Consider the following 21,855-nt stretch of genomic DNA (forward strand, 5'->3'; position numbering starts at 1 on the left):
TCTGAAAGATCAGAGTCGCGCCATTCGGCGCAGTCATATCGCACGCTTGAAATCTTTACGAGCCTCATATTGGGGTAACCAAGTCGGCGGGTTAGAACCGCGTCGTTTGGGCGCAGTGGTCCAACATGCCTGTATCTGTTCGTGCTGGATGTGTGGGAACCCTCGCAAGTGGTTCGGCGAACGTAGCTTTCAAGAGCGCCGTTTGATGCAACACAAAAGCTAAACCTATGGCCCGCCACCGTGCGGGCTTTTCCTTTTCCCGCCCGCCCTGAGCACTCACGGCGGGCTTTTTCATGCCCGTACGCCGGATGGCAGAGGGCGCACCGGGTCGGATGACCCATTCCACCAATGGCCGGACGGCCTCAACACCCCATGAAACTCAAGCTCGACGACCAAGGCCACGCTGTTCTGCAAGACGGAAAGCCCGTGTACGTGAAGGATGACGGCGCCGAGGTGGCGTTCGATGTACTGGGCACCACCCAGACCATCAGCCGCCTCAATGCGGAAGCCAAGTCCCACCGTGAGCGCGCGGAGACTGCCGAGAAGTCCCTCAAGGGCTTCGAAGGCATCGCCGATCCGGCCAAGGCCATGGAAGCGCTGCAGTTGGTCGCCAACCTCGACGCAAAGAAGCTGGTGGATGCCGGCGAGATCGACAAGGTCAAGACCGAGATTGGCAAAGCCTTCCAGGCTCAACTCGACGCAGCCAACGGCAATGCATCGAAGCTCGAGCAGCAGCTCTACGCCGAGATGATCGGCGGCAGCTTCGCCCGCTCCAAGTTCGCCCTGGACAAGCTGGCGATTCCTCCTGACCTGGTGCAAGCCTACTTCGGCAAGGCCTTCGGCATCGAAGAGGGCAAGGTCGTCGCCAAGGATGCCAACGGCAACAAGCTCTACAGCGCGGCCAATCCGGGCGACCTGGCGGGCTTCGATGAGGCGCTGGAGATGCTGGTCAACCAGTACCCGGGCAAGGAGCACATCCTCAAAGGCACGGGCGCGTCCGGCTCTGGAGCGCAAGGCGGTGGCGGCGGTGGCGGTCAAAAAACAGGCAACTTCGGAGGCACCAAGGCCGACCGCGTTGCCGCAATCAAGCAACTCACATCTTACGCCTGAGAGGGCAAGAAAGGCAAACCATGGCACTTTCCGACATGAAGGTATTCAACGAGTACCTCAAGCGAGCCACCATCGAAACCCTGGCCCAGGATGTGGCCAAGTTCAATGCTGCATCTGCCGGCGCGATCCAGCTCACCACGCAGAGCATCGACGGCGATTTCCTGCAGGAATCGTTCTGGGCCGGCATCCATGGCGCACAGCGCCGCGTGGATCGCTATGCCGCGAACGGTGCACAGTCCGCGACGCCCCTGTCGCAAAAGCTGTATGACTCGGTGAAGATCGCAGGCGGCTTCGGCCCCATCCTGTGGGAGCCGGGCCAACTGAGCTGGGTGCAGAAGTCGCCCGAGGAAGCGCTGGAAGTCATCTCGCGCAACCTGTCCGAGGCGATCATGTCCGACCAGCTCAACACAGCACTCGCCTCGCTGGTTGCTGCGATCGGCAACCAGGCCGGCGCAGTCAATGATGTGTCGGCCACGGCCGGCGTGAACTACAGCACCATCAACGGCGCGCACGCCAAGTTCGGCGACGCTTCGGCGCGCATCGTGGCCCAGGTCATGACCGGCGCGATGTATCACAAGCTGATCGGCCAGAACCTGACCAACGCCAACCACCTGTTCCAGTTCCAAGGCGTCACTGTCGTGGACATCCTGGGCAAGGCGGTGATCGTGACCGACGCGCCTTCGCTGTTCACGGCCGGCACTCCCGACAAGGAAAAGGTTCTGTCGCTGGTGAGCGGTGCTGCGGTCGTCTCGGACGGCTCGGACCTGATCACCAACATCCAGACCACGAACGGCAAGGAGCGCATCGAGACCACGATGCAGGCCGACTACACGTTCGGCCTGGGCCTGAAGGGCTTCACCTGGGACACGGCCAACGGCGGCAAGAGCCCCACGAATGCCGAACTGGCAACGGGCTCCAACTGGGACCTGGTCGCCAACAGCATCAAGGCCGCGGCCGGCGTGCTCACCATCGGCGACGCCGCCAAGTAAACAGAGGGGCTTCGGCCCCTCTCCCTTTGGGAGAGTCACATGCAAGAAAAGAAGGTCTGGTACGAGCCGCATCCGGTGACCCCGGCGCGCAAGGCTGAGCTGCGCGGGCGCGGCTTTCAAATCATCGACGCGGTTTTCGCGCCTGAGGGGCATGAGAGCCGTGGCGAAGACGGCGAACCCGAGAGCGTCAAGAAGGCCGCCACCGTGGCAGAGCTGCGCGAATCCCTGACCGCCAAGGGCGTCCAAGTGCCCGAGGGCGCCAAGAAGGCCGACCTGCAGGCCCTGCTGGACGGCGCCCAGGGTTAGCCGCGGTACTTCTTCGGGATTGGCTTGGTTCGGCAATCGAATGGGCCGTCTGAGCCGCTTCCTCGAATGCGCTTCTGAAAGAAGTCACGCTTCGAGCCTGCACTCCGAAGGCTCTGCACGGTAGCTGCGTCAATCTCGCAGTAGTGGTAGTAGGTGGACTTCAGGCGGATGAGCATGTATCGCTCGGCTTTGTCGTAGCAAATCCGCTTGACGTCACTGCCTTCTTGGACGTCTGAGCATTCGAATGCGTCCAGCGGCACCAGCCGATGGTATTTGACGTCTACGGTTTCTGCCGCAGCTGCGACTCCGACGGAAAGCAGCGTGGAAATGATGATCCGTTTGAGCATTTGCCTCTCCTCTGTTTTCGAGCCTTTCATCCTAACTGCCCTACGCGGCATTCTTTGAGGTAGCCCATGGCATTGATCATTGCCCCTGAAGATGGCCACGACAGCCTAGTGACCCTGGACGAGGCGGCGGCGTACGCGGAGAAGTTCGGACATGCGTGGCCTGCGGCGGAGCCGGCCCAAGAGGTTGCACTGCGCCGCGCCACGCAGTACGTCCTGAGCAACTACGACATTGACCCGCAGCACCTCGACCCCGTGGCCCAAAAGGTCAAGGACGCGTGCTGCGAGGCCGCGTGGCGCGCCGCCAAGGGCGAGCTGTTCAAGGACACTGACGGCCGGATCATGACCGAGCAGACCGTGGACGTCATCACCACCAAGTGGGCCGAGGGCTCGCAAGGCGGCGTGAAGCGCATCACGGTGATCGACGCGCTGCTGCGCGGGCTGACTGTGGGCAGCTCGATGAACATCAAACTCATCCGGGGATAGGCATGGCGAAACGCGACACACGACCCCCGAAAGTGGAATTCCGCGCCCACGAGCCGTTGCAGGACTATTTCCACGACGGCAAGGGCGGTTGGTACTCGGTGGCAAAGCTCGCCGACGACACGAAGGACCTGCCGGTGTTCGAAGTGCCGCTGGCTTCTCTGGACCTGTCACACATCATCTGGCGCGACGCCGACATGCTGGTCCTGGCCTGCCATGTGAAGCGCTGCATGGACGCCGACCTCGATTGCCCGATCCTGCTCGACTGGAGTGGCTCTATCGCAGACGGCCGGCACCGCGTGCTCAAGGCCATAGCCCTGGGCAAACGAACCATCAAGGCGCGCCGCATGACGTGGAAGCCCGAGCCCTGTCGACTTCAGGAGTGACCCATGGCAATCGACTACGACGAAATCGCAGCGAGCGCCTTGGAGGCCATCAACGAAGCAGGGCAGGAGGTTGTGGTGCACCGCAAGGCAGCTCCCGGCCCGTTTGTTCCTGGCCAGCCCGTCACGCCCGCCATGGTGGACTATCCCGGTACTGGCGCGCTGGTGGGCTACAAGCAGCGCGACATCGACGCCACCAAGATCATGGCCGGTGACCAGCGGCTGCTCCTGGCGCCGCAGATCGAAACCGTGCCCGACACCACCTGCACGGTGACGGCGATGCACCTGGGCAAGCTGACGACCTTCAGCGTGAAGGACGTCGGCGCCGTCGGGCCTGCGGGCAGGCCGGTGCTCTACAAGCTGCAGCTGCGAGGTGCGTGATGGGCTTCGCTGCTGACCTCAAGAAGCTGTGCGACGCCGCGGGCGGCAAGGCTGAGTTGGTTGTGCGCCGTGCCGCGCTGGACCTGGGCGGGCAGATGATTGACCGTTCGCCGGTCGACACGGGCCGCTTCAAGTCCAACTGGATGACCGCGGTAGGTGCTTCCCTGGATGCATCCACCACCGAGGAAATCGACAAGTCGGGGGCATCCTCCATAGGCCGCATTGCCGCAAAGCTGGACGCCTGGCAGCCGGGGCAAACGATCTTCATCACCAACTCGCTGCCGTATGCGAAGCCTTTGGAGTTCGGTCACTCGAAGCAGGCCCCTGCCGGGGTCGTGCGCCTGGCCGTCCAGAACTACGCGGCATCGGTGGCGAAAGCAGCCAGGGAGGTCAAGGGAATATGAGCATTGCAGCCATCGAGACGGCGCTGGAGCAGAAGCTCCTGGCCATCGCTGATCTGCCGGCCATCGCCTGGGAGGACGTTAGCTACGTGCCCACGACCGGCAGCCCATACCTGAAGGTGCACCACCTGCACAACAGCCCGCGAGACCTGTTCATGGAGCGCGGCCCGGCCGAGCTGCCCGGCATCTTTCAGGTCAGCGTGATCTACCCGGCAGGGCGCGGCAAGGTCGAGGCGAAGCGGCTGGCCGAACGCATCGCAGAGGCCTTTGCGCCAGTCCAGATGCTGCCGGCCGGCAATCACCGCGTCGACCTGCTCGGCACGCCTGCCATCGCCTCCGGCTTCCCGGATGACGAGGGCTGGTATGTCGTGCCGGTCTCGATCAGCTGGCAGGCCTTCCCGGTGTAGCCAGCGCCGCACCACCACCCACCGCCTTCGGGCGGTTTTTTTGTGCCCGAAAGGGCGTTTCTTGACCCGCTTCGGCGGGTTTTTCGCTTTCGAAAGGGCCAATCATGGCACGTACACCCACCGGCACCATCCACTCGGTCGCCACCCTCTTGGCCGCGGTCAAGACCATCACAGGCATCAGTAACGCAGTGGAGGCCTCCGTTTCCTGCGTTGCCCACGGCTACAGCGTTGGTGACATCGTCGTCGTCTACTCTGGCTGGGGCCGGCTGAACTTCCGCGCCTTCCGCATCAAGAGCGTCACCACCGACGCATTCGTGCTCGAGATGGCCAACACCTCGAACACCGAGCTGTTCACCCCTGGCGGGGGCGGCGGCACGGTCCGCAAGGTATCGACCTGGGTGGATCTGGACCGCACCATGAACCACGGCTCCAGCGGCGGCGACGCCAAGACTGTGAACGTCAAGTTCATCGAGTCGGATGTGGAAATCGTGCTGAACGATGGCTTCAACGCCGTGCAGCGCACTTTCGACATGGACGCCGACATGATCGGTACGCCGGCCTACGAAGCACTCAAGATGCTGTCGGACACCAACGCCGACACCGTGGTGCGCCGCCGCGCCAAGACCGGCGCCGTCTCGTTGATCCCCGCAAAGATCGCGTTCAACGAAGAAGAAACGCTGACCGAAGGCCAGGCCGTGACGGTCAAGGGCTCTATCAACGCCCAGAACGTCAGCACCCGCTACGCCGCCTGATCACCGCCCGCCGCCTGGCGGGTTTCGCTTTGCCCGTATGGGCACCCCTTGCACCGACGCAGCCGCTTCGCTCCTTTCAGCGGGGGCGGGCGGCTGCGCACGGGCTTTCTTCCCGCTGAAAGAAATCAATCATGTCCAAGACCCAAAAATCCGTTCCCGCGTTCAGCCTCAAGACCCTGGGCGGCGCGGCTTCCGTGTTCGATCTGCCCGTGTCGATCGCTCGCCGCGATGGCGATGATCTGTCCATTACCCTGAAGGTCAAGAGCCTGCGCAAGTCCGCCTGGGCCACCCATCGTGATGAGCACCTGGCCGCATTGCGCGCCGAAGGCAAGGCCGTGGATGCCGAATTCAGCTTCGCTGTACAGGCCAGCACAGGTGTGAAAGAGCACGCCGACCTGATCGTCAAGGCCGCTACCGGCTGGGATCTGGAAGACCCCCTCACTGCCGACAACATCGCCGAACTCGAGGACCTGGTGCCCGGCTCGATCCAGGCCATCCTCACCAAGATCGACATTGCGCTGTTCCAGGGCCGCCTGGGAAACTGAAGGCCATCGCCCGCGCGCTGTTCGAGCCCCCCATCACCGAAGCTGAGGCCAGGTCGGAGGGGTTCGAGCTGGAGGACTACACCACGGAGATCGTCGAGGTCTGGCCGGACAACGAGCCAGCCCTTGAGATTTTCCGGCGCGTGGGAACAAAGTGGAAACTTCCGGCCATGGGCGGCACGCCAGTGGGCCTGCAGTGGGAGTGCATCTATCCGCTGATGGACCGGCTCAAGCTAGACGACGACGCCTGGACCGCTCTGTATGACGACCTGACTGTCATGGAGTGGGAGGCGACGGACGTCATGCGGGAGTTTGCGCCGAAGGTAGATAAATGACCGTGGCTGGCTGATGTTGCTTAATCGACGCCGCCCGATGTTTGACTCGAGTACGATCCCTCCATTAACCAGGAGGGAGCATGAAAACTACTGTTTTGATATTGGCCGTAGCTGCTATTCTGGCGGGTTGCGCCGGGGCTCGCAGCACGGTGTACAAAGGCGAGAGGGTGGGGCAAGCGAGATCTATCGCCAAAAGCGATGTTCAGACCAACAAGCCCATCTTGATGACGAAAGGCAGCTTGCCGCCCGAAGTAAAGGTTGAGGTTGTCGGTGAGATTCGTGCGCAGCAATCCTTTTATGGGGACACCTCTCGGGTTTATGAATCGATGGCTGCAAAGGCGCGCCAAGTTGGAGCTGACGCAGTTGTGGAGGTCAAGGTGAAGTACCGCGTTGCGGCATTCGCATGGGGGGCCCCGAGCATTTCAGGTGTTGGGATCAAGATCATTGATGACGGCGGCGTAGACATCAAGAAACTCGAGGGTGAGTGGCGCTAACTCCCTGCTTGGGTGATTGGCAACCCGCCGCGGCTGCTACCATCCATGCAACAACAGGAGGGGATATGCGATATATCGTTTTTATCGGCGCGGTGATTGGCGCCCTATTCGTGATTGGCGGATTGATGTTTTCAAAAGGCGCCCCGCAAGAGGCGGCCGCGGCAGCAATGGGGATGGCCTTCGCCGTAATCCCGTATGTGATTTTCAAGGTCGCAGCTGAAGTGAAAGCTCACGCACAGCGAGAGAAAATCATCGAACTCCTAAGCCGCCAGCAATAAGCAGGCGCGCAGATCCAAAACCACCTTAGGGTGGTTTATTTATGCCCGCACGGTTCGCCCTGCGGGCATTTTCATTGGCTCGCTTCGGCTGGCCTTTTGTTTTTCAGGGGCGCATATGACAGACATTGCATCCATCGGGTTCAAGATGGAAACGGATGATGTCGCGCGCGGCATCAAGTCGCTCGAAACGCTTGCTCAGCAAGGCCCAAAGGTCGAAAAAGCGCTTGATGGCGTCGAGAAGACCGCAGCAAAGGCCGGCAAGAGCCTCAAATCCATTGGCGAAGGTGCGGGCAAGGGGTTGGATGAGGTAGGCCGCGCAGCGCCCAAGGTCGCTGATGGCGTGGGCCGGGTCGCAAAGAGCGCCGACGACGCGAAGAAAGCGCTGGCAGGCATGGGCGCCTCCACAGCAGGCCTGGGCTCTGTCGCAGCATCTGCGGGGCAGGCTGGCCGCGGATTGGCGTCAATGGCTGTGGCCACTTCACAGGCAGGCGCCGGCCTGGCTGGATTCGGGTCGGGGCTGAAATCCGCACAGCAGATGCTGCGCGAGATGCAGTCGCAGGCATTGGCGTCGGCACAGGCTACCTCCCAAATGGCGAGCGCGACAACTGCGGCGGTTGCGTCTATGAACGCCATGGCGAAGGCGCAGGCTGACGCAACGCGAACCGCTCAGGAAATGGCGCGCGTGTTTCAGGCGGTTGGCGTTCACGCAAAGGATGGAGCGGCAGGCGTTGGCCGCATGGGCGAGGCTAGCAACGGACTCGGCGCTGGTATGGGCTTGGCTGTGCGCGGGGTACAGGCTTTCCTAGGTCTGCAGCTTGCGGGTTGGGCGAAGGACTCGGCGGCGGCACTCTTCCAAGCCAGCGCAGCTGCTGAGCGGCTGAAAATCGGTCTTGACTTCGCATCTGCACGAGGTGGCGCCGAGGAAATGGCATACCTGCGGAAGGCGACCTACGACTTGGGCCTGTCTTTTCAGGGGACCGCTCAGGCCTACATGCAGTTCCAGGCTGCCGCAAAGGGGACCACCATTGAGGGCGACAAGGCCCGCGCCGTTTTCGAGTCGATCTCCAAGGCGTCGGCGGTGATGGGCCTGACGGCAGATCAGTCCAGTGGCGCGCTGCTGGCTCTGCAGCAGATGATATCCAAGGGGAGCGTGTCGAGCGAAGAGCTAAAGCAGCAGCTTGGCGAGCGCTTGCCGGGCGCATTCCAGATAGCCGCACGCTCGATGGGCGTCACCACGGCCGAGCTCGGAAAAATGCTCGAAATGGGCCAGGTGGTCGCCGAAGACTTCTTGCCGAAGTTCGCGGCGGAGCTCGAGAAGAGCCTGGGTGACGCGCCGGAAAAGGCTGCGCAGCGCCTTGATGCCTCGGTAAACCGCGCCAACGATGCGTGGACCCGGCTGAAGCAGAACGTGGGCGATTCTGGTGTGAGTCAGTTCTGGGCAGGGCAGCTGAACGTGCTGACCGACGGCATGGGCAATTTCAACAACGCGATCGAGCAGGCAAGCGCATCGGGCAAGGGCTTTGGAGGCCAGCTGATGGCAGCTGCCGGCGCGGCGCTGCAGTTCATCAATCCCGTCAATGCCATCGGCTATTCGGCCCTGGAGACCGGCAACCAGCTGGCTGAGGCGGAGAAGAAGTTGCAGGCGCTCAAGGACGCCGGCGCGCAGTCAAGCAGCAATCTGATGCTGCGCGAGGCGTTTGGTCATGCCCAGCGTCTTGTGGACAAGCTGCGCGAAGCTGCGCAAGCGCAGAAGAACCTGGCGGGGGCCGGCGCGGGTGCGACTGCGGCGCCCGGCGGCGATCCCTACAACGACGGCTCCCAGTACGCCAGCTATACCCAAGCGCAAAAAGAGCGTGAAGATGCTGCGCGTCGCCTTGCCGAAATAACTGCCCGACAGAGTGGGATCACCAAGCAATTCACGGACGACCTGAAGACCTATCAGGACGCGCTGAAGGCCGGCGTGATGACGGAAAAGGAATACGCCGCAGCCGTCACAGAGGCGAACAAGAAGCGCTACGAAAGCACCGAGGCCGGCAAGGAGGCTGCAAAGCAATCCAAAGCCGGAGCCAGCGCGGCAGGCGCGGAGCAGTCCACCTACGCCACCCTCGTTGCCACCATCAAGGCCAAGATCGCGGCCAACGACGCGGAGCTGTTCGCGGCTGGCAAGCTAACCGAATCGGAAAAGCTGCGCGTCCAGTTGCAGGCCCAGCTCGACAGCGGCGCGAAGAAGCTCTCTGCCGCGCACCGCGCCGAGGCAAAAGACCTGCTCGCGAAGCTCAAGACCCAGGAGGACGAAGAGAAGGCGATCAAGCGTGCGCTCGCGCTGAACGACGAACGCGTCGCCAGCGCCGAAGAGATGGCCAAGGCAATGGCCGACTTGGACAAGCAGGTTGATGCTGCCCGCCTGTCGATCCACGAATACAGCGTTGGCGTTCAGGACTCGATCGAGATGACGAATCTCGAGGCGTCCACTCTGGGCATGAATGCTGTAGCCCGCCAGACGCTCATTGAGCAGCTGCGCATCGAGCAGGACCTGCGGCAGCGTATCCAGAAGATCAAGGACGCTCCCTACAAGACAGAGGAAGCGCGGCAGGCCGACGTCGACAAGATCACAGCCGAAGCGATGAAGGCGAAGGCCAACGCCCAGACCAAGGCTTACGTCTCGGAATGGGAAAAGGCATTCGATCAGACAAGCCAGGCACTGACCGATGCGCTGATGCGCGGCGGCAAGGACGGCGGGGAACTGCTGCGGGACTATTTCCGCACGCTGATCCTGCGCCCGATCATCAAGGCGATCGTTGACCCCATCGCCGCGCCGATCACCAGTGGCATCCAGTCGATGCTGGGGCAGGGCTCTGGCTCGAGCTCGGCCAGCGGTGGCATGCCAGGCGGTAGCTTCACCGACTGGAGCACCTGGGGCAGCAAGGCTAGCGGCTGGGCATCTGATGCCAGCTTCAAGCTGGTGACGAACGGCTGGGAGGGAATGGGCTCATCCATGCTCGGCCTGAGCCGAACCATCACCAGTGTCGACACCTACCTCAAGGACATCCCCGGCATGTCTGGTGGCATCGGCTCTGCTGCGGGCTACGTTGGCGCCCTCTACTCCCTCTCGCAAGGAAAGGTTGGAGCTGCCGCTGGTGCAGCGATCGGCACCTACATCTTCCCGGGAATAGGAACCATGATCGGTTCCATGCTGGGCGGTCTGCTGGATGGCTTGGACGACTCTGGCACTAAGCACATGGGTGCTGGCGCGATGTACAGCAAAGCGACGGGAGTGCAGGAGGGCGCGAGCATCTACAACCAGGCCACTTTCGGCATGGGTCATCGCGACGAGCACAGCGCGGATATGCAGGCCGGCATCAGCGGCATTGCGCAGAGCCTGGGCCAGACGCTCGATGCATTCGCAATGGCCTTCGGCAAGTCTGCGGGCTACAGCGTGGCCACCGCTTTCGCCGATGACAGCAGCGATGACGGGTCTTGGGGTTCGCTCAAGATCCTGGACCAGCTTGGTAGCACGCTTGTGGATTGGTCTGATAACCGGGCTAGCAAGTGGGCGCCGCGGGAGTTCGCGGATGGCAAGGAGGGCTACGAGGAGTACCTGAAGGCGGTCGCGGTTGATGTGAAGGCGGCGTTCCTGGCAATGGACCTGCCGGAATGGTCGGATAGCCTGCTCAAGGCCGCAACGGACCTCGACAGCCTGAATGCCGCGTTGCAGCAGATCGCCACCGTGAAATCGGTGTTCGATGGCCTGGGCAAGACCATGGGTATGTTTGCGGACCTCTCCGGAGAGCTGCAGACGCAATTGCTGGCCGCATCCGGTGGCATCGAAGCACTCGGCACCAACGCAGGGGCGTTCTACCAGAGCTTCTACAGCGATGGCGATCGCGCGCAAACGCAACGCGAGTTGCAGATGGGCGCTCTCGGCGACATGGGCCTGTACATCGACCCCTTCCAGGGCGATGCAGCAAAGGAGATGTTGCGGCTGACGGTGGAAGAGGCCATGGCTTCGGGGCAGGTGGCTTTGGCCGGAAAGCTCCTGGCCATGTCGGCATCGTTCGTGGAGACCGCTGATTACGGCCAAACCCTTCTGGACGCGACCGCGACAGCGGCCAAGGATGCTGCGCAAGAAGCGGCGGCCGCGGCGACATCGTGGACGGGTCTGGGCAAGGTGCTGGCGATGTTCTCCGGCCTCTCGGCCGAGGTGCAGTCGGGGCTGGTGACGGCCTCTGGCGGCATGGATTCGTTGGTCAGCAATGTGGGCGCCTTCAACCAAGGCTTCTACAGCGAGGGCGAGCGGGCACTGAGCCAGCGCGCGCAGCAGATGGCTGCCCTGGCTGAAATGGGGCTGTACATCGATCCGGCCGAAGGCGAAAAGGCGAAGGAGCTTTTCCGCAGCACTGTCGAAGGAGCGATGGCCTCGGGCCAGACCGAGCTGGCAGCCAAGCTGCTGGCGATGTCCGGAGAGTTTGCCTCGACTGCCGACTACGCGAAACAGTTCTTCGATGACCTGGCTCAGTCGGCGGTGCAGTCCATGTCCGGCGCCTGGTCGAACTTCGGGACGATGGCGGGCCTGGCCGCGCAGTACACCGGCAACACGTCGGGCCTGTCGCAGCAGCTTGGCGTCGTGCAGGGCAGCTATGCCAGCGCGACAACCACGGACGGCCGCGTGGCGGCGCTGCAGCAGATCATCAACCTCGAGCAGGGGCTGTGGAATGGTCAGCAGGCAGCGCGCCAGGCGGAAGCTGCAGCGGCGACGGCGCGGGCCAATGCGGCGCGCGAGCAGGTCAATGCGGCAAAGCAGCTCCTGACCGCGGCGCAGGGCCTGGGCAGCTATGCCAAGTCTCTGGGCTTCAGCGAGGCATCCGGGCTGGGCGAGACTGAGCGCCTGGCAGCCCTGGACAGCGAACGCCGTGACCTGCTGGCGAAGGCCCGGGCCGGCGACACCGGTGCGATGCAGGACCTTCAGGGCGTCACGGGCAACTATCTGACGCTTGCGCAGCAGATGGCTGTCAGCCAGCAGGACTACTCGGTCCTGTCGGGACGGATTGCTGCAGAGCTTGCGGCCACGGCGGCGATACAGGAAGCCTCGGCATCCAGCCAGGTCAGCCAGCTCGAGCGCCAGATTGCCGCGGCTGAGTCGGTTGCATCCAGCGCCGCAGAGCAGTTCAAGGTCAGCGCGGCAACGCAGAAGCTGATTGATGACCTGCTGGTGGAGTCGGCCACGGCCTTCGAAACCGAGGCGACGCTGACGCAGAAGCTGATCGACCAAGGCGTGATGACCACGACTGCGCTGCAGAGCCTGCCTGCCGAGCTTGCGGGCGCCATCGGCACATCGCTAATTCCGGCAATTGCTGGCCTGGCTTCGGCCATGTCGTCGGCTGCCGCGATCAGCGTGCCGCAGTTCGCAGAAGGCGGTTTCCATGCAGGCGGCCTGCGGATCGTGGGCGAGCGTGGGCCAGAGCTCGAGGCCACGGGGCCAAGCCGCGTCTGGAACCAGTCGCAGCTCGCCGGTGCTCTGGGGGGCAACAACAACGCGGCTTTGGTCGCGGCGGTTGATCGGCTTACTGCTCAGAACGCGCGCATGTCGGCAGAGCTGGCTGAAATCAAGGCCAGCACTTCCAAGCTGGCCGAGCAGTTCGACAGCGTATCGGCGGGCGGTAACGCCCTGCTCACGGAGGCTATGGCATGACACAGGGCAGCGCAATGCTGCTCCTGCCAAACCAAATCACGGCGGCAATGATCACAGCGGGCACTTCGGTGCCCGTTGTCGATTCTGCGCGTGGTGAGGTCGCATGGAGCATCGGCACGGCCTACACGGGCGTGGAAACCAAGATCAACGACGGAGGGAAGTTGTGGGCAGCAGTGGCCGCGAGTACCGGGGTGAAGCCGGGCACCGACACGACCAAGTGGCGCGAGACTGGGCCCAGCAATCGCATGGCGGCGTTTGACGACAAGCTCAGCACCAAGAGCATCGGCGCAGGCGAGTTGAAACTGGTCATCAAGCCCGGGTTCTTCAACGGCCTGGCGCTCTACGGCTTGGTGGGCGAGCAGCTGGAAATCACGCTGCGCAACACGCCGGGCGGGACGATCATTTACCAATGGATCGGCGACATGTTCGAGCAGCCATTCGGCTTGTTCGAGTACCTCTACATGCCGCTGCGCCAGATCACCAAGCGCCTGGCCGCCGATCTCGCAATGGGCACCGATGCCGAGTTGACCATCCGGATTACGGCTGCCGGCACCGGGGTCTGCGGCGTGGGCATGGTGGTCTGCGGGTTCTGGGAAACGCTGCTCGGAACCGGCGAGTTCGGCGGCGTCGAGTACGGCGCGTCAGCCGAAATCAAGACCTACAGCTACATCAAGACCGAGGAAGACGGCTCGACCTCGATCGTGCCGCGCGCGTCCGCCACCAACATCAATTGCAGCGTCGTCATCGACGCGGAGCAGGCCAACAAGGCGGTCGACGTCTTGACGCAGGTGCTGGCAAAGCCGGTGGCCATCGTGCTCAGCGGCCTGCCGCGCTACGAATACCTCAACACCTTCGGCCTGATTTCCGGGACGGCCACGGCCGAAACCTGGCGCACGGCAAAACTTCAAATCACAGGCAAGGGCTTCATATGACCGACATCGTTCCGGTTCCTGAGGGCGTGCATTCGACGGAATTCCCGACGAACGCAGATCGCACCGCAGGGACGTTCAACCCGAAAGTGGTGGCGTGGGGTGACTCGACGCGCGCGCAGTCGGTGCGCGACCGCGAGATTGCCTTGACCGCGTACACAAATGCCGTGGCGGCCTATGAAACGGCGTTGGCGGCCGGCGAGTCTCAGAAGCAGGCGGCTGCCTCAGCGCTCGCCGCTTTCAATGAGGCAAATCGCAGTCAGATCGAGGCGATCCGATCCGAGGCCGGCGCGGCGAGCGCTTGGGCTGCTGCTGCAGCGGCCGGCGCGGCGGCGGGCTTGCCGTCGATGGTGGGCAAGGCTGGTATGACCCTCACGGTCAACGCCGCAGGCAATGGCGTCGAATGGAAGGCAGCCGGCTTTGAGGTCGGCGGCATCTATGTGGGCGCGAAGAAGCCCACGCTTGGCGCTTGGCTGGACACTGACGCCGTCTATTTGCAGTCGAGCTACCCAGTGCTGTTTGCGGCGCTGGGACTGGTGCCCGGCGTAGCCCCCTGGAATCAGCGGACGCCGACTGGGATCACCACTATCCGCGGCGTCGCTCACGGCAATGGGATGTATGTGGCTGTAGGCACTAATGCCTCCTCCGCCTATACAGGGGCCAGCAGCCCGGACGGAATTACATGGACAGCCCGTACAGTTAGCGCGGGCGAGGCCGCCGCGTTCGGTAACGGGGTATTTGTTGCGGTTGGAACAAACGTGGCGGCGTCCTCGTTAGACGGCGTCACTTGGACTGCGAGAACAATTGGCGCTTTCGCTTGGCGCGGCGTTACTTATGCCGCCGGACTTTTTGTGGCGGTCGCTGTAGCAGGACAAATCGCTACATCTCCAGATGGCACAACGTGGACATTGCGCACTAGCGGGCTGTCGAACGGATACGGCGTTACGTATAGCGGCGGGAAGTTCGTGGCTTTCGCCAGCAATGGACAAGCGGCTTCCTCCGTGGACGGCATCACGTGGACGGCACTATCCTCCATTACGGGTTTGGGAACTCTGTATGGGGTAGTCTACGGCAATGGGGTGTGGGTTGCGGTGGGGACCCGGGGGGCGATGACTAGTCCCGACCTGGTTACGTGGACGGCGCGATTCATTCCCGGCGTTACTGCCAGCTACGGTTATACCGCCGTGGATTTCTATAGCGGGCGATTCATTGCCATTGGTGCTACGGCCTCTGGAAACGAAGTATTTTCCGATAGCCCAGACGGAGTTACCTGGACACCTCGGCAGATCCCGGTGGGGGCGTATACCGTTCTCCGAAATCTGAACGGGCTCATCATCGCTGCCGGCACGGTCATGCAGACGGCGCCTCTGTTTCCCTACAACACCGCCACGCAGTTCTATGTCCCCGCCCCGCTAGGCGTGGTGGGCTTGAAGACGTGGATCAAGGCAGGAGATTGAGTATGGACGCGCACATCATTGATTCGCGCGGGGTCTACCTGCGCACCGAGACTATCGACCCGATGGGCCCGCAGCCTCCCGGCGCGGTCTACGAAGCACTTCCCGGCAAGAAGTCGGGCAAGACGCGCGTATGGGATGGCGCGGCATGGCAGCAGGTGGCGAATGCGGACGTTCCGCCGCTGCCTGAGGCGCCTGGCCCTGAGCCCGACCCTGTGCCGCACTCCTGCACCCGCCGGCAGGGCCAGCGGGCATTGCTGGTGCACGGACACCTTGACGATGTGGAAGCGGCAATCGCGGCCATTGCCGATCCGCTCGAGCGCCGCGATGCTCAGATTGAGTACGAGGCCCACACCTGGGAGCGCGGTAACCCGTTCGTGCAAGCCATGTGGGCGCAGCTGGGCGGCACGCCCGAGCAGCTCGATGACCTATTCCGAATGGCGGTCACGCTTTGACCGGCGCCGCTCCACCCGCACCCGCTTCGGCGGGTTTTTTTACGCCCGATCGGAATAGCTGATGCGCTTATTTATCGCAATCCTTGTCTCGCTGCACCTGCTGGTGCCCATCGGTGTTTGGGCCCAGTCGGTGGTCAAAACGCCCCTTAGCTACTCGCTGCAGGAATACGGGATCGTGCTGGGCACGGCCTTGCTCGGCGGGCTTGCGTCGTGGTGGATGAAAGTCCGCCGCGGCGAGATCCTGGCCTGGAATCTCTCGTCGCTGATAGGCGAGCTGTGTGTGAGCGCCTTCGCCGGCCTGGTGGCGTTCTGGCTCTGCGAATACTTCACCCTCAACCCGCTGCTTACCTCAGCCATCGTCGGGATGAGTGGCCACGCCGGCGCCAAGGGGCTGATCTGGGTCGAGTCTGCAGGGCAGAAGCTGCTTGAGAAGAAGCTGGGAATCGATCAACAGAAGGAGGCTCCATGAAGGCAGAACTGACAAAGCAACTGCGCCGGGATGAGGGCGAGGTGCTCAGCGCCTACACCGACCACCTGGGCTACTGGACGATCGGCGTGGGTCGGCTGATCGACAAGCGCAAGGGCGGCGGCATCACGGCCGAGGAATCGGCCTACCTGCTGAGCAATGACATCGACAAGCGCCAGTCCGAGTTGCTGCGCCGCGCGCCGTGGATGGCCCAGCTGGACCCCGCGCGCTTCGGCGTCATGCTGAACATGGCATTTCAGATGGGAGTCGACGGCCTGCTGGGCTTCAAGAACACCCTGGCCATGGTGAAGGCGGGCGACTACTCGGGCGCGGCGGCCGGCATGCTGCACAGCAAGTGGGCCACGCAGACGCCGGCACGCGCGCAGCGCCTTTCCGTACAGATGCGGTCGGGGGTGTGGCAATGATCGCGCGCATCAAGGCCTATGGCTGGCAGTCACTGGCCCTGGTGCTCTCCGGCCTGCTGCTATGGCAGACCCTGCGCCTGGCCGGCGCCGAAGTAGCCGCGGCCAAAGCCCAGCAAGCCCTGGCCACAAACACCGCTACCCAGGCTCAGCAGGGCCAGGCCGAAACCACCAAGAAAGCCGGCGCGCTGCTATTACACGCCGGCGCGCAACAGGAGAACACCCATGCCTACACACAAGACCTCCATCGCCTGGAAGCTACCCGCGCTGCTGATGCTGGCCGCATTGCAGGCCTGCAGCACGACATGCGCGCCGCTGCCACCCGCAACGCCCAGCTTGCCGGTGACGCCGCTGCCGCGCGAGATCTCGCAGATCAACACCAGCAACTCGCAGCCCTTGTTGCAGAAGGCGCGGGAGTGGTTGGCGAGTTTGTCGGCTTGGTCGAGCAGCGCGACTCCGAAGTGAGGGCGCTGCAGGGTCAGGTCGCGGCAGATGGGGTGTTGGCAGGGCGATAGACTATAGCCATGAATGTATTAATTGACGAAGTTGACTCGGCCCTGATCTACCACCACACAACAACAGAGGGGCTTATAGGAATACTAGAGAATAAGGAAATTTGGGCGACCAATATTAGATTTTTAAATGACTATGAGGAGCTCGTTGCCGGACTTCGAGAGCTTGAATCCTGCATGGAAAATGTAAAATCTATTTACAAAGAAAAAAGTCTAGACGATATTCGTATTGATTTTTATAATAAACTTGAGGGAGTTATTAGGGATAATGTTAAGGAAAAAGACACATTCATTTCGTCATTTACAAAAACCAGAGATAGCTTAAGGCAATGGATGTCTTATGGGAAGCCTAATTCTTCGTATAGCATTGGATTTGATCGAAAATTACTGGAGTCAAATGATATATTGTCGATAAGCAATATATCAAATGACGTTGTCTATTCTTTGCAAGACGTTGAGTACGGCGAGTGGATGCGTCTGCGTAACTCAAGCAGCTTAGATAAAATAATGAGCAGAGTCAAGGAGTCAAATGCGGCTGTGGCAATGGTTGAACTTGCACAAGACGCATTGTTTGGCTGCTGCTCAGTAAAGTCGAAGCAGTTTTCCGATGAGAATGAAGTTCGGATGATTTTTCAGACAAAAAAAATAGGCAAACCATTTTTGAAAACCAGATTTAGAAATTTTGGAGGCGTTGTTACTCCTTATATTGGCGCAAAAATTCCCTCTGCGGCAATAAAGGAAGTGATTGTTGGCCCCAGTGTGAATCGCGAGCTTTCAGAATTGGGTTTGAGTAATATTTTGAAAAAAAATGGCATCGACTGTAGAGTTAGTCATTCTGTGTGCACGCTTCGGCAGTTTTGATTCTCTAAGAGGTTTTATTTTTTAAACGTTTAGTTGTTTGGTGTTGGTTGTGGGAAAACTGTAATTTATAGATCTATGATTAAAGATATTCCCACTGTAGCGGAATTTGATTCCGCCGCAAAAGCCCAGTTCGATTTTGCCTGGGATATCGCTATTTCATTTTTGTTAAGCTTGGAAGAAGCGCGCGGCTATGCTGGGGTCGAAGAGGAGGATGAAAAGGCCTTCTGGGAAGCAGCACGTCAGAGAGTAATGACAGCGCTAATCGTTACCCAGCAAGGAGTTGAACTTGCATTAAAGGGTAGAATTGTTGCAGTTAGTCCCTTTCTTCTCATTGCTGGAAGTCCTTCAGATTGGCCTAAGGATAGCACCGGAGCGGGAATAAGCTTTTCTGATTTTAGAGCAATTGATGCTCAAGATTTAATTAAAGTTCATGATGCTGTTCATGAGGAAAAGCTGAATTCTGAATTTTCTGTTCTATTTGATAGTCTCAGAAAGTTGCGTAATAAGGCGATGCATACGGTAGATAGAAATATTAATGTCTCCGTGAAGGAGGTCTTGGTAAATATTATCGAGTTTCACAAGAATTTATATGGTGATGCAAGCTGGGTTGAGACAAGGCGGGATTTTCTTTATAACTCAGCGGCCGCACGGGTATTTTTCGACACTGAACATGTCGAGGCTTTGGTTGTTAGAGAGTTTTCGGCTGTATTTAAGTTCTTGGAGCCTGCGCAAGCACTTAAGTTTTTTAATGTTAATAAACGAAGTCGCCTCTATATCTGCCCTGAGTGTAAGCATGAGGCTGATAGGTTTGATTTTTTTGAGACTAGATATGCCGTCTTAAGACCAAATGAGCCCAATTCTGAAAGTTTATTCTGTTTTGTCTGTGATTCGTTGCACAGTGTCGTGCGAGAAGACTGTTGCCAAGGCGGTTGTCCAGGCAATGTATTAAGCCTTGAATATGATATTTGTTGCACATGCGGGGAAGACCAATAAACGAGATCCTAATGAAATATTAATTTCAAATCCATGCTCCCAAAGTATAGAATTAAGCTGGCTTCCAGCCAGCCCAAAGTTAAAGACTGCTTTGGATCAGTCGCTTGCGTGGAGCGATGCGGCTGAATAGCCCCATGTGGCTAAAACGGTGCCGGAGACCGCACGACTTCGACTGACCCCTCTCCAAAGTAGATGCACTTTCCTCGGGCGTCGCGCACCGTGAAGGTGCCGGGGAACACTTCTAACACGGTGTAGTCGGTAGGCCGCCCTTGAAGAATTCGCTCTTCTCGCTGGCGAGTGCGATGTGGGATGTAAAGCAGAGTGGGGTGCATCGGCATGGCGTCAAGCTCGGGCAGTGGGTAGTTCCGACCACTCGGTGGTGTATCGCGGGGTGCGACGCTCTTGCCTCATGCTCCAGTCTTGGTTCGCGTGCGTCTGGCCGGTGCTGGCCACATGCACCGTTCCTTTGCCGTAGCGCGCGTTGAGGCCATCCAGTGCCGACATCAGCGGACCAAGATCGCGCTCCAGCGGATCTTCAAATGCCAGTTCGTCCTGATGTATATCCGGCCCGACCAAGTCCATCAAGATCACGCCTGCCTTGATCAGATTGAAGCCGGGCAGGTAGATGGCGCGCATGCCTGCAGCGGCAGCTTCGACAAGCAAGCGTGTGTCCGCGGTCGGGCGCACCAGCGGCACCACAATCGAGCGGCTGAAGCGCGGACCTTCTCTGTGCGGTGAGGAAAGGGCGAAGACCTGAACCAATGGCTGGCCGGCACCATTGCAGAAGCGGCTGAGCTATTGCTTCTTGCACTAGGCGAGCTGTTCGATACATGGCCTGTGGGCTGATCATTTATCGCCAATATTTGACCTTCACCTCTCCCGTTGTTTTCACAGACTGCACCAACGCGCATCCGGAGCCAGAAGATATGATCTGTAACAAAGCGGCGTTACTCCGCCAGGAGATCAGTATGGGGATACGCATACGAAGTGCAGCCTTGGCCTTGGTGATGGGTGTTTGCGCGGCCTTGTTGGCAGGGTGTTCGGCCTCCGGTAGGCATGCAAACTCGCCGCAGGACGAAACGTACGCTCAGGGTGTCCCGCGCGCCGGTTTCTTGGTTTCAGAGGTCGCCTTATGCGACGGGGCCGGCTCTGACTTGGCGCGATGCCGCCAGGATATTGGATTCGTCGGCCTAGCAATCTCGGGCGGAGGTTCGCGTGCGGCCAACTACTCGGCGGCAGTGATGCGCGAGCTGGACCGGCTGGGAATATTGCAGCACGTCACAACGATTTCCAGCGTTTCGGGCGGTTCGTTGACGGCCGCTTACTATGCCAGCCGCAGCAACAGCGATTTACGATTGCGTCATCCGCAGCAGTTCTGGGATGCTGCCCGGGATGACCTGTCCAAAGATTTTCGCTCCGCTTTCATAGGTAAATTGCTGCGCCCTGACAACTTCGTTGCTTCCCTGCTGGGCCCGGTGGGGCGAAGTGATCTGATGGCCCAGGTGTTCGACGAGCAAATCTTTCGCGGCCTGCGCTATGGCGATCTCGGCCGCATGGGGCCCGGCCTTATCGTCAACGCGACGGCCATCAACGACCTGCACGGAGTGTTGGACAAAAGCCGCTGCACCAACCGGCGCTCCTATGCGCAGTCTATCCGTTGGGAGAGCGTGTCTTTCACCCAGACGTTCTTCAATGAATGCCTGCACTCCAACTTGGGTGCTTATCCTCTGTCCCACGCAGTGGCGGCTTCTGCGGCGTTTCCGGGTCTGTTCAGCTCGGTGCCATTGGCGCGTTTCGGCCTCAATGAAAGGGCTGACAGGTTTGTCGCGCAGGAATATTTGCACGTCATCGACGGCGGCTCGTCGGACAACCTGGGCATCGACGGTCTTTTGAGCGCCTGGGCGGCTCGCTCGCGCAATCCTGATGAAGTGCCGATCGGGCAGTGCTTGATCATCGCGGTTGATGCCTTTGCCTCGGGCGAGATCGACCTGCGCAACCTTCAGCCCGACGCCCGTAGCGCTGTGGACCGCCTAGTCGACACAAATTTCCTAGACTCCATTGATGCCATGCTGAGCCGTCGCCGTCTAGAGACTCTTCGCAGCCTGGGATTGCCGTCTCCGCAGACGTCGATAGATAAGCGGCTTCGTATCCGTGATTTCCCCATTGCCGGCCAGTTCTTCGAGGCTAGCGACCGGGAAAGGGTGGTAGAGGTGAATCCGTTTGTTGTGCTGGGCAATGATCCTTACTCCAGCCAGCAATCGAAGAAAGCGCGTTGCATGGTTTGGTACATTGGAATCGATTCGCTACAGGAATTGGTTGCACCGGATTGGGAATTTAGGGAGGAGCCCGGCCTTCCGTACCAAATGGACCGTGACGATGAAGCTTACGAAGCCGCGGTCGACGTTCACTTCACCACCGCCGAAGCATACAACCGCACGGCCCTGTGGCAATTGGCCAGCCGAGTCCAGACCGATTTCAATCTGGTGGGACCAAAACACTGCAGCGCCAAGACACTCAGCGAGGTACTGTGGGCGGCGGGCAGCCATTCTGTTAATGCTGACGTGAAATCAAGGCGAAAGGTTTGCGGCTGGTTCGCCAAAGCGGGTTTGCCCACCGCTCAGAATTGCGCAACACCAGTCGCTTCGCCAGCAAAGCGTTTGCCCATCAGTTATCGCGCGCACCCCAACAGCGGATACTCGGTGGAATGCGAGCAATGAGGCCAAGTGACACATTTAAGTGACACTACCAGGGCAACCCAGGGTATTGACAGGCACTGGCTGATTTTTTTGGCGTGCTGCTACCCCTCGTTGCCCCCAATTACCGGCCCAAGAGGGTTCGAATGCCTCGATGCATGTCGCGCGGCCGAGGT

25 protein-coding genes are annotated in these 21,855 nt (G+C 60.5%); 23 read left to right on the forward strand and 2 right to left on the reverse strand.

The genetic code is table 11. The features are described 5' to 3' along the window. Window positions 1–372 precede the first annotated feature (372 nt). The 3 genes from KHY18_RS06665 to KHY18_RS06675 are packed head-to-tail and all read left to right on the forward strand — an operon-like array spanning window position 373 to window position 2,405. On the forward strand, window positions 373–1,110 hold the full coding sequence (locus KHY18_RS06665; RefSeq protein WP_213296130.1) for a DUF6651 domain-containing protein: 738 nt from the start codon (window positions 373–375) through the stop codon (window positions 1,108–1,110). Between the two features lie 20 nt (window positions 1,111–1,130). Continuing rightward, window positions 1,131–2,099 carry a major capsid protein gene (locus tag KHY18_RS06670; protein ID WP_213296136.1) on the forward strand — a complete coding sequence of 323 codons (969 nt, stop codon included), beginning with the start codon at window positions 1,131–1,133 and terminating at the stop codon, window positions 2,097–2,099. A gap of 39 nt (window positions 2,100–2,138) precedes the next feature. Then, entirely contained in the window at window positions 2,139–2,405 is a 267-nt protein-coding gene (locus KHY18_RS06675) for a HeH/LEM domain-containing protein (RefSeq protein WP_213296137.1), read from the forward strand. Here the strand turns inward: KHY18_RS06675 and KHY18_RS06680 are convergent. Then, entirely contained in the window at window positions 2,402–2,752 is a 351-nt protein-coding gene (locus KHY18_RS06680; protein WP_213296148.1) for a KTSC domain-containing protein, read from the reverse strand. The two genes, KHY18_RS06675 and KHY18_RS06680, sit on opposite strands and share 4 nt — an antisense overlap. Window positions 2,753–2,818: 66 nt before the next feature. Between KHY18_RS06680 and KHY18_RS06685 the strand changes: the two genes are divergently transcribed. The 19 genes from KHY18_RS06685 to KHY18_RS06775 all read left to right on the forward strand — a co-directional run bounded on the left by KHY18_RS06685 (window position 2,819) and on the right by KHY18_RS06775 (window position 18,986). Beyond that, a complete protein-coding gene (locus KHY18_RS06685; protein ID WP_213296159.1) occupies window positions 2,819–3,235 on the forward strand; it encodes a DnaT-like ssDNA-binding protein in 417 nt (138 codons plus the stop codon). Between the two features lie 2 nt (window positions 3,236–3,237). Next, a complete protein-coding gene (locus KHY18_RS06690; protein ID WP_213296162.1) occupies window positions 3,238–3,618 on the forward strand; it encodes a ParB N-terminal domain-containing protein in 381 nt (126 codons plus the stop codon). Between the two features lie 3 nt (window positions 3,619–3,621). Continuing rightward, window positions 3,622–3,996 carry a hypothetical protein gene (locus KHY18_RS06695; protein WP_213296170.1) on the forward strand — a complete coding sequence of 125 codons (375 nt, stop codon included), beginning with the start codon at window positions 3,622–3,624 and terminating at the stop codon, window positions 3,994–3,996. Further along, window positions 3,996–4,400, forward strand: coding sequence for an HK97 gp10 family phage protein (locus KHY18_RS06700; protein WP_213296187.1), 405 nt, complete (start codon window positions 3,996–3,998; stop codon window positions 4,398–4,400). Before KHY18_RS06695 ends, KHY18_RS06700 begins: the two co-directional genes overlap by 1 nt. Then, on the forward strand, window positions 4,397–4,804 hold the full coding sequence (locus KHY18_RS06705; protein ID WP_213296189.1) for a DUF4128 domain-containing protein: 408 nt from the start codon (window positions 4,397–4,399) through the stop codon (window positions 4,802–4,804). The genes KHY18_RS06700 and KHY18_RS06705 overlap by 4 nt, the downstream gene beginning before the upstream one ends. 104 nt (window positions 4,805–4,908) lie before the next feature. Beyond that, window positions 4,909–5,556 (forward strand): phage tail tube protein, encoded by a 648-nt coding sequence (locus KHY18_RS06710; protein ID WP_213296191.1) that lies wholly within the window; start codon window positions 4,909–4,911, stop codon window positions 5,554–5,556. 131 nt (window positions 5,557–5,687) lie between these two features. Then, window positions 5,688–6,101, forward strand: coding sequence for a phage tail assembly chaperone (locus KHY18_RS06715; RefSeq protein WP_213296193.1), 414 nt, complete (start codon window positions 5,688–5,690; stop codon window positions 6,099–6,101). A 68-nt stretch (window positions 6,102–6,169) separates the two neighbouring features. Next, the gene (locus tag KHY18_RS06720) at window positions 6,170–6,433 is read left to right on the forward strand and encodes a DUF1799 domain-containing protein (RefSeq protein WP_249728966.1); all 264 of its coding nucleotides are present in this window, start codon (window positions 6,170–6,172) and stop codon (window positions 6,431–6,433) included. Between the two features lie 80 nt (window positions 6,434–6,513). Further along, window positions 6,514–6,927 carry a putative periplasmic lipoprotein gene (locus tag KHY18_RS06725; protein WP_213296195.1) on the forward strand — a complete coding sequence of 138 codons (414 nt, stop codon included), beginning with the start codon at window positions 6,514–6,516 and terminating at the stop codon, window positions 6,925–6,927. A 65-nt stretch (window positions 6,928–6,992) separates the two neighbouring features. Continuing rightward, window positions 6,993–7,205: a hypothetical protein gene (locus KHY18_RS06730; RefSeq protein WP_213296197.1), complete on the forward strand. Its 213-nt coding sequence runs from the start codon at window positions 6,993–6,995 to the stop codon at window positions 7,203–7,205. A gap of 115 nt (window positions 7,206–7,320) precedes the next feature. After that, a complete protein-coding gene (locus KHY18_RS06735; protein ID WP_213296199.1) occupies window positions 7,321–12,894 on the forward strand; it encodes a tape measure protein in 5,574 nt (1,857 codons plus the stop codon). After that, window positions 12,891–13,826, forward strand: coding sequence for a hypothetical protein (locus tag KHY18_RS06740; protein ID WP_213296202.1), 936 nt, complete (start codon window positions 12,891–12,893; stop codon window positions 13,824–13,826). Before KHY18_RS06735 ends, KHY18_RS06740 begins: the two co-directional genes overlap by 4 nt. Then, a complete protein-coding gene (locus KHY18_RS06745) occupies window positions 13,823–15,280 on the forward strand; it encodes a hypothetical protein (RefSeq protein ID WP_213296205.1) in 1,458 nt (485 codons plus the stop codon). Before KHY18_RS06740 ends, KHY18_RS06745 begins: the two co-directional genes overlap by 4 nt. Before the next feature lie 2 nt (window positions 15,281–15,282). Further along, the gene (locus KHY18_RS06750; RefSeq protein WP_213296208.1) at window positions 15,283–15,732 is read left to right on the forward strand and encodes a hypothetical protein; all 450 of its coding nucleotides are present in this window, start codon (window positions 15,283–15,285) and stop codon (window positions 15,730–15,732) included. A gap of 61 nt (window positions 15,733–15,793) precedes the next feature. Beyond that, a complete protein-coding gene (locus KHY18_RS06755) occupies window positions 15,794–16,201 on the forward strand; it encodes a phage holin family protein (RefSeq protein ID WP_213296211.1) in 408 nt (135 codons plus the stop codon). Beyond that, entirely contained in the window at window positions 16,198–16,623 is a 426-nt protein-coding gene (locus KHY18_RS06760; RefSeq protein ID WP_213296214.1) for a glycoside hydrolase family protein, read from the forward strand. The genes KHY18_RS06755 and KHY18_RS06760 overlap by 4 nt, the downstream gene beginning before the upstream one ends. Then, a complete protein-coding gene (locus KHY18_RS06765) occupies window positions 16,620–17,135 on the forward strand; it encodes a hypothetical protein (RefSeq protein ID WP_213296216.1) in 516 nt (171 codons plus the stop codon). The genes KHY18_RS06760 and KHY18_RS06765 overlap by 4 nt, the downstream gene beginning before the upstream one ends. 9 nt (window positions 17,136–17,144) lie before the next feature. Next, complete coding sequence (locus KHY18_RS06770; RefSeq protein WP_213296224.1) at window positions 17,145–17,993, forward strand: DUF2971 domain-containing protein; 849 nt, start codon at window positions 17,145–17,147, stop codon at window positions 17,991–17,993. 75 nt (window positions 17,994–18,068) lie between these two features. Next, complete coding sequence (locus tag KHY18_RS06775) at window positions 18,069–18,986, forward strand: hypothetical protein (protein ID WP_213296228.1); 918 nt, start codon at window positions 18,069–18,071, stop codon at window positions 18,984–18,986. A 342-nt stretch (window positions 18,987–19,328) separates the two neighbouring features. Here KHY18_RS06775 and KHY18_RS06780 read toward each other — a convergent pair whose 3' ends face one another. Beyond that, entirely contained in the window at window positions 19,329–19,748 is a 420-nt protein-coding gene (locus tag KHY18_RS06780; protein WP_213296237.1) for a DUF4113 domain-containing protein, read from the reverse strand. Between the two features lie 68 nt (window positions 19,749–19,816). Between KHY18_RS06780 and KHY18_RS06785 the strand changes: the two genes are divergently transcribed. Beyond that, window positions 19,817–21,703, forward strand: coding sequence for a patatin-like phospholipase family protein (locus KHY18_RS06785; protein ID WP_213296240.1), 1,887 nt, complete (start codon window positions 19,817–19,819; stop codon window positions 21,701–21,703). Window positions 21,704–21,855 lie beyond the last annotated feature (152 nt).

The sequence above is a fragment of the Acidovorax sp. CCYZU-2555 genome (assembly GCF_018413525.1).
GTDB lineage: Bacteria > Pseudomonadota > Gammaproteobacteria > Burkholderiales > Burkholderiaceae_C > Comamonas.

What these genes read in the sequence shown, in the direction of transcription:
- KHY18_RS06745 (WP_213296205.1), top strand. Translation starts at nt 13,823, where the DNA reads ATGACCGACATCGTTCCGGTTCCTGAGGGCGTGCATTCGACGGAATTC.
- KHY18_RS06670 (WP_213296136.1), top strand. Translation starts at nt 1,131, where the DNA reads ATGGCACTTTCCGACATGAAGGTATTCAACGAGTACCTCAAGCGAGCC.
- KHY18_RS06730 (WP_213296197.1), top strand. Translation starts at nt 6,993, where the DNA reads ATGCGATATATCGTTTTTATCGGCGCGGTGATTGGCGCCCTATTCGTG.
- KHY18_RS06680 (WP_213296148.1), bottom strand. Translation starts at nt 2,752, where the DNA reads ATGCTCAAACGGATCATCATTTCCACGCTGCTTTCCGTCGGAGTCGCA.
- KHY18_RS06700 (WP_213296187.1), top strand. Translation starts at nt 3,996, where the DNA reads ATGGGCTTCGCTGCTGACCTCAAGAAGCTGTGCGACGCCGCGGGCGGC.
- KHY18_RS06675 (WP_213296137.1), top strand. Translation starts at nt 2,139, where the DNA reads ATGCAAGAAAAGAAGGTCTGGTACGAGCCGCATCCGGTGACCCCGGCG.
- KHY18_RS06710 (WP_213296191.1), top strand. Translation starts at nt 4,909, where the DNA reads ATGGCACGTACACCCACCGGCACCATCCACTCGGTCGCCACCCTCTTG.
- KHY18_RS06725 (WP_213296195.1), top strand. Translation starts at nt 6,514, where the DNA reads ATGAAAACTACTGTTTTGATATTGGCCGTAGCTGCTATTCTGGCGGGT.
- KHY18_RS06685 (WP_213296159.1), top strand. Translation starts at nt 2,819, where the DNA reads ATGGCATTGATCATTGCCCCTGAAGATGGCCACGACAGCCTAGTGACC.
- KHY18_RS06785 (WP_213296240.1), top strand. Translation starts at nt 19,817, where the DNA reads ATGGCCTGTGGGCTGATCATTTATCGCCAATATTTGACCTTCACCTCT.
- KHY18_RS06715 (WP_213296193.1), top strand. Translation starts at nt 5,688, where the DNA reads ATGTCCAAGACCCAAAAATCCGTTCCCGCGTTCAGCCTCAAGACCCTG.
- KHY18_RS06695 (WP_213296170.1), top strand. Translation starts at nt 3,622, where the DNA reads ATGGCAATCGACTACGACGAAATCGCAGCGAGCGCCTTGGAGGCCATC.
- KHY18_RS06665 (WP_213296130.1), top strand. Translation starts at nt 373, where the DNA reads ATGAAACTCAAGCTCGACGACCAAGGCCACGCTGTTCTGCAAGACGGA.
- KHY18_RS06740 (WP_213296202.1), top strand. Translation starts at nt 12,891, where the DNA reads ATGACACAGGGCAGCGCAATGCTGCTCCTGCCAAACCAAATCACGGCG.
- KHY18_RS06760 (WP_213296214.1), top strand. Translation starts at nt 16,198, where the DNA reads ATGAAGGCAGAACTGACAAAGCAACTGCGCCGGGATGAGGGCGAGGTG.
- KHY18_RS06755 (WP_213296211.1), top strand. Translation starts at nt 15,794, where the DNA reads ATGCGCTTATTTATCGCAATCCTTGTCTCGCTGCACCTGCTGGTGCCC.
- KHY18_RS06735 (WP_213296199.1), top strand. Translation starts at nt 7,321, where the DNA reads ATGACAGACATTGCATCCATCGGGTTCAAGATGGAAACGGATGATGTC.
- KHY18_RS06775 (WP_213296228.1), top strand. Translation starts at nt 18,069, where the DNA reads ATGATTAAAGATATTCCCACTGTAGCGGAATTTGATTCCGCCGCAAAA.
- KHY18_RS06690 (WP_213296162.1), top strand. Translation starts at nt 3,238, where the DNA reads ATGGCGAAACGCGACACACGACCCCCGAAAGTGGAATTCCGCGCCCAC.
- KHY18_RS06705 (WP_213296189.1), top strand. Translation starts at nt 4,397, where the DNA reads ATGAGCATTGCAGCCATCGAGACGGCGCTGGAGCAGAAGCTCCTGGCC.
- KHY18_RS06765 (WP_213296216.1), top strand. Translation starts at nt 16,620, where the DNA reads ATGATCGCGCGCATCAAGGCCTATGGCTGGCAGTCACTGGCCCTGGTG.
- KHY18_RS06770 (WP_213296224.1), top strand. Translation starts at nt 17,145, where the DNA reads ATGAATGTATTAATTGACGAAGTTGACTCGGCCCTGATCTACCACCAC.
- KHY18_RS06750 (WP_213296208.1), top strand. Translation starts at nt 15,283, where the DNA reads ATGGACGCGCACATCATTGATTCGCGCGGGGTCTACCTGCGCACCGAG.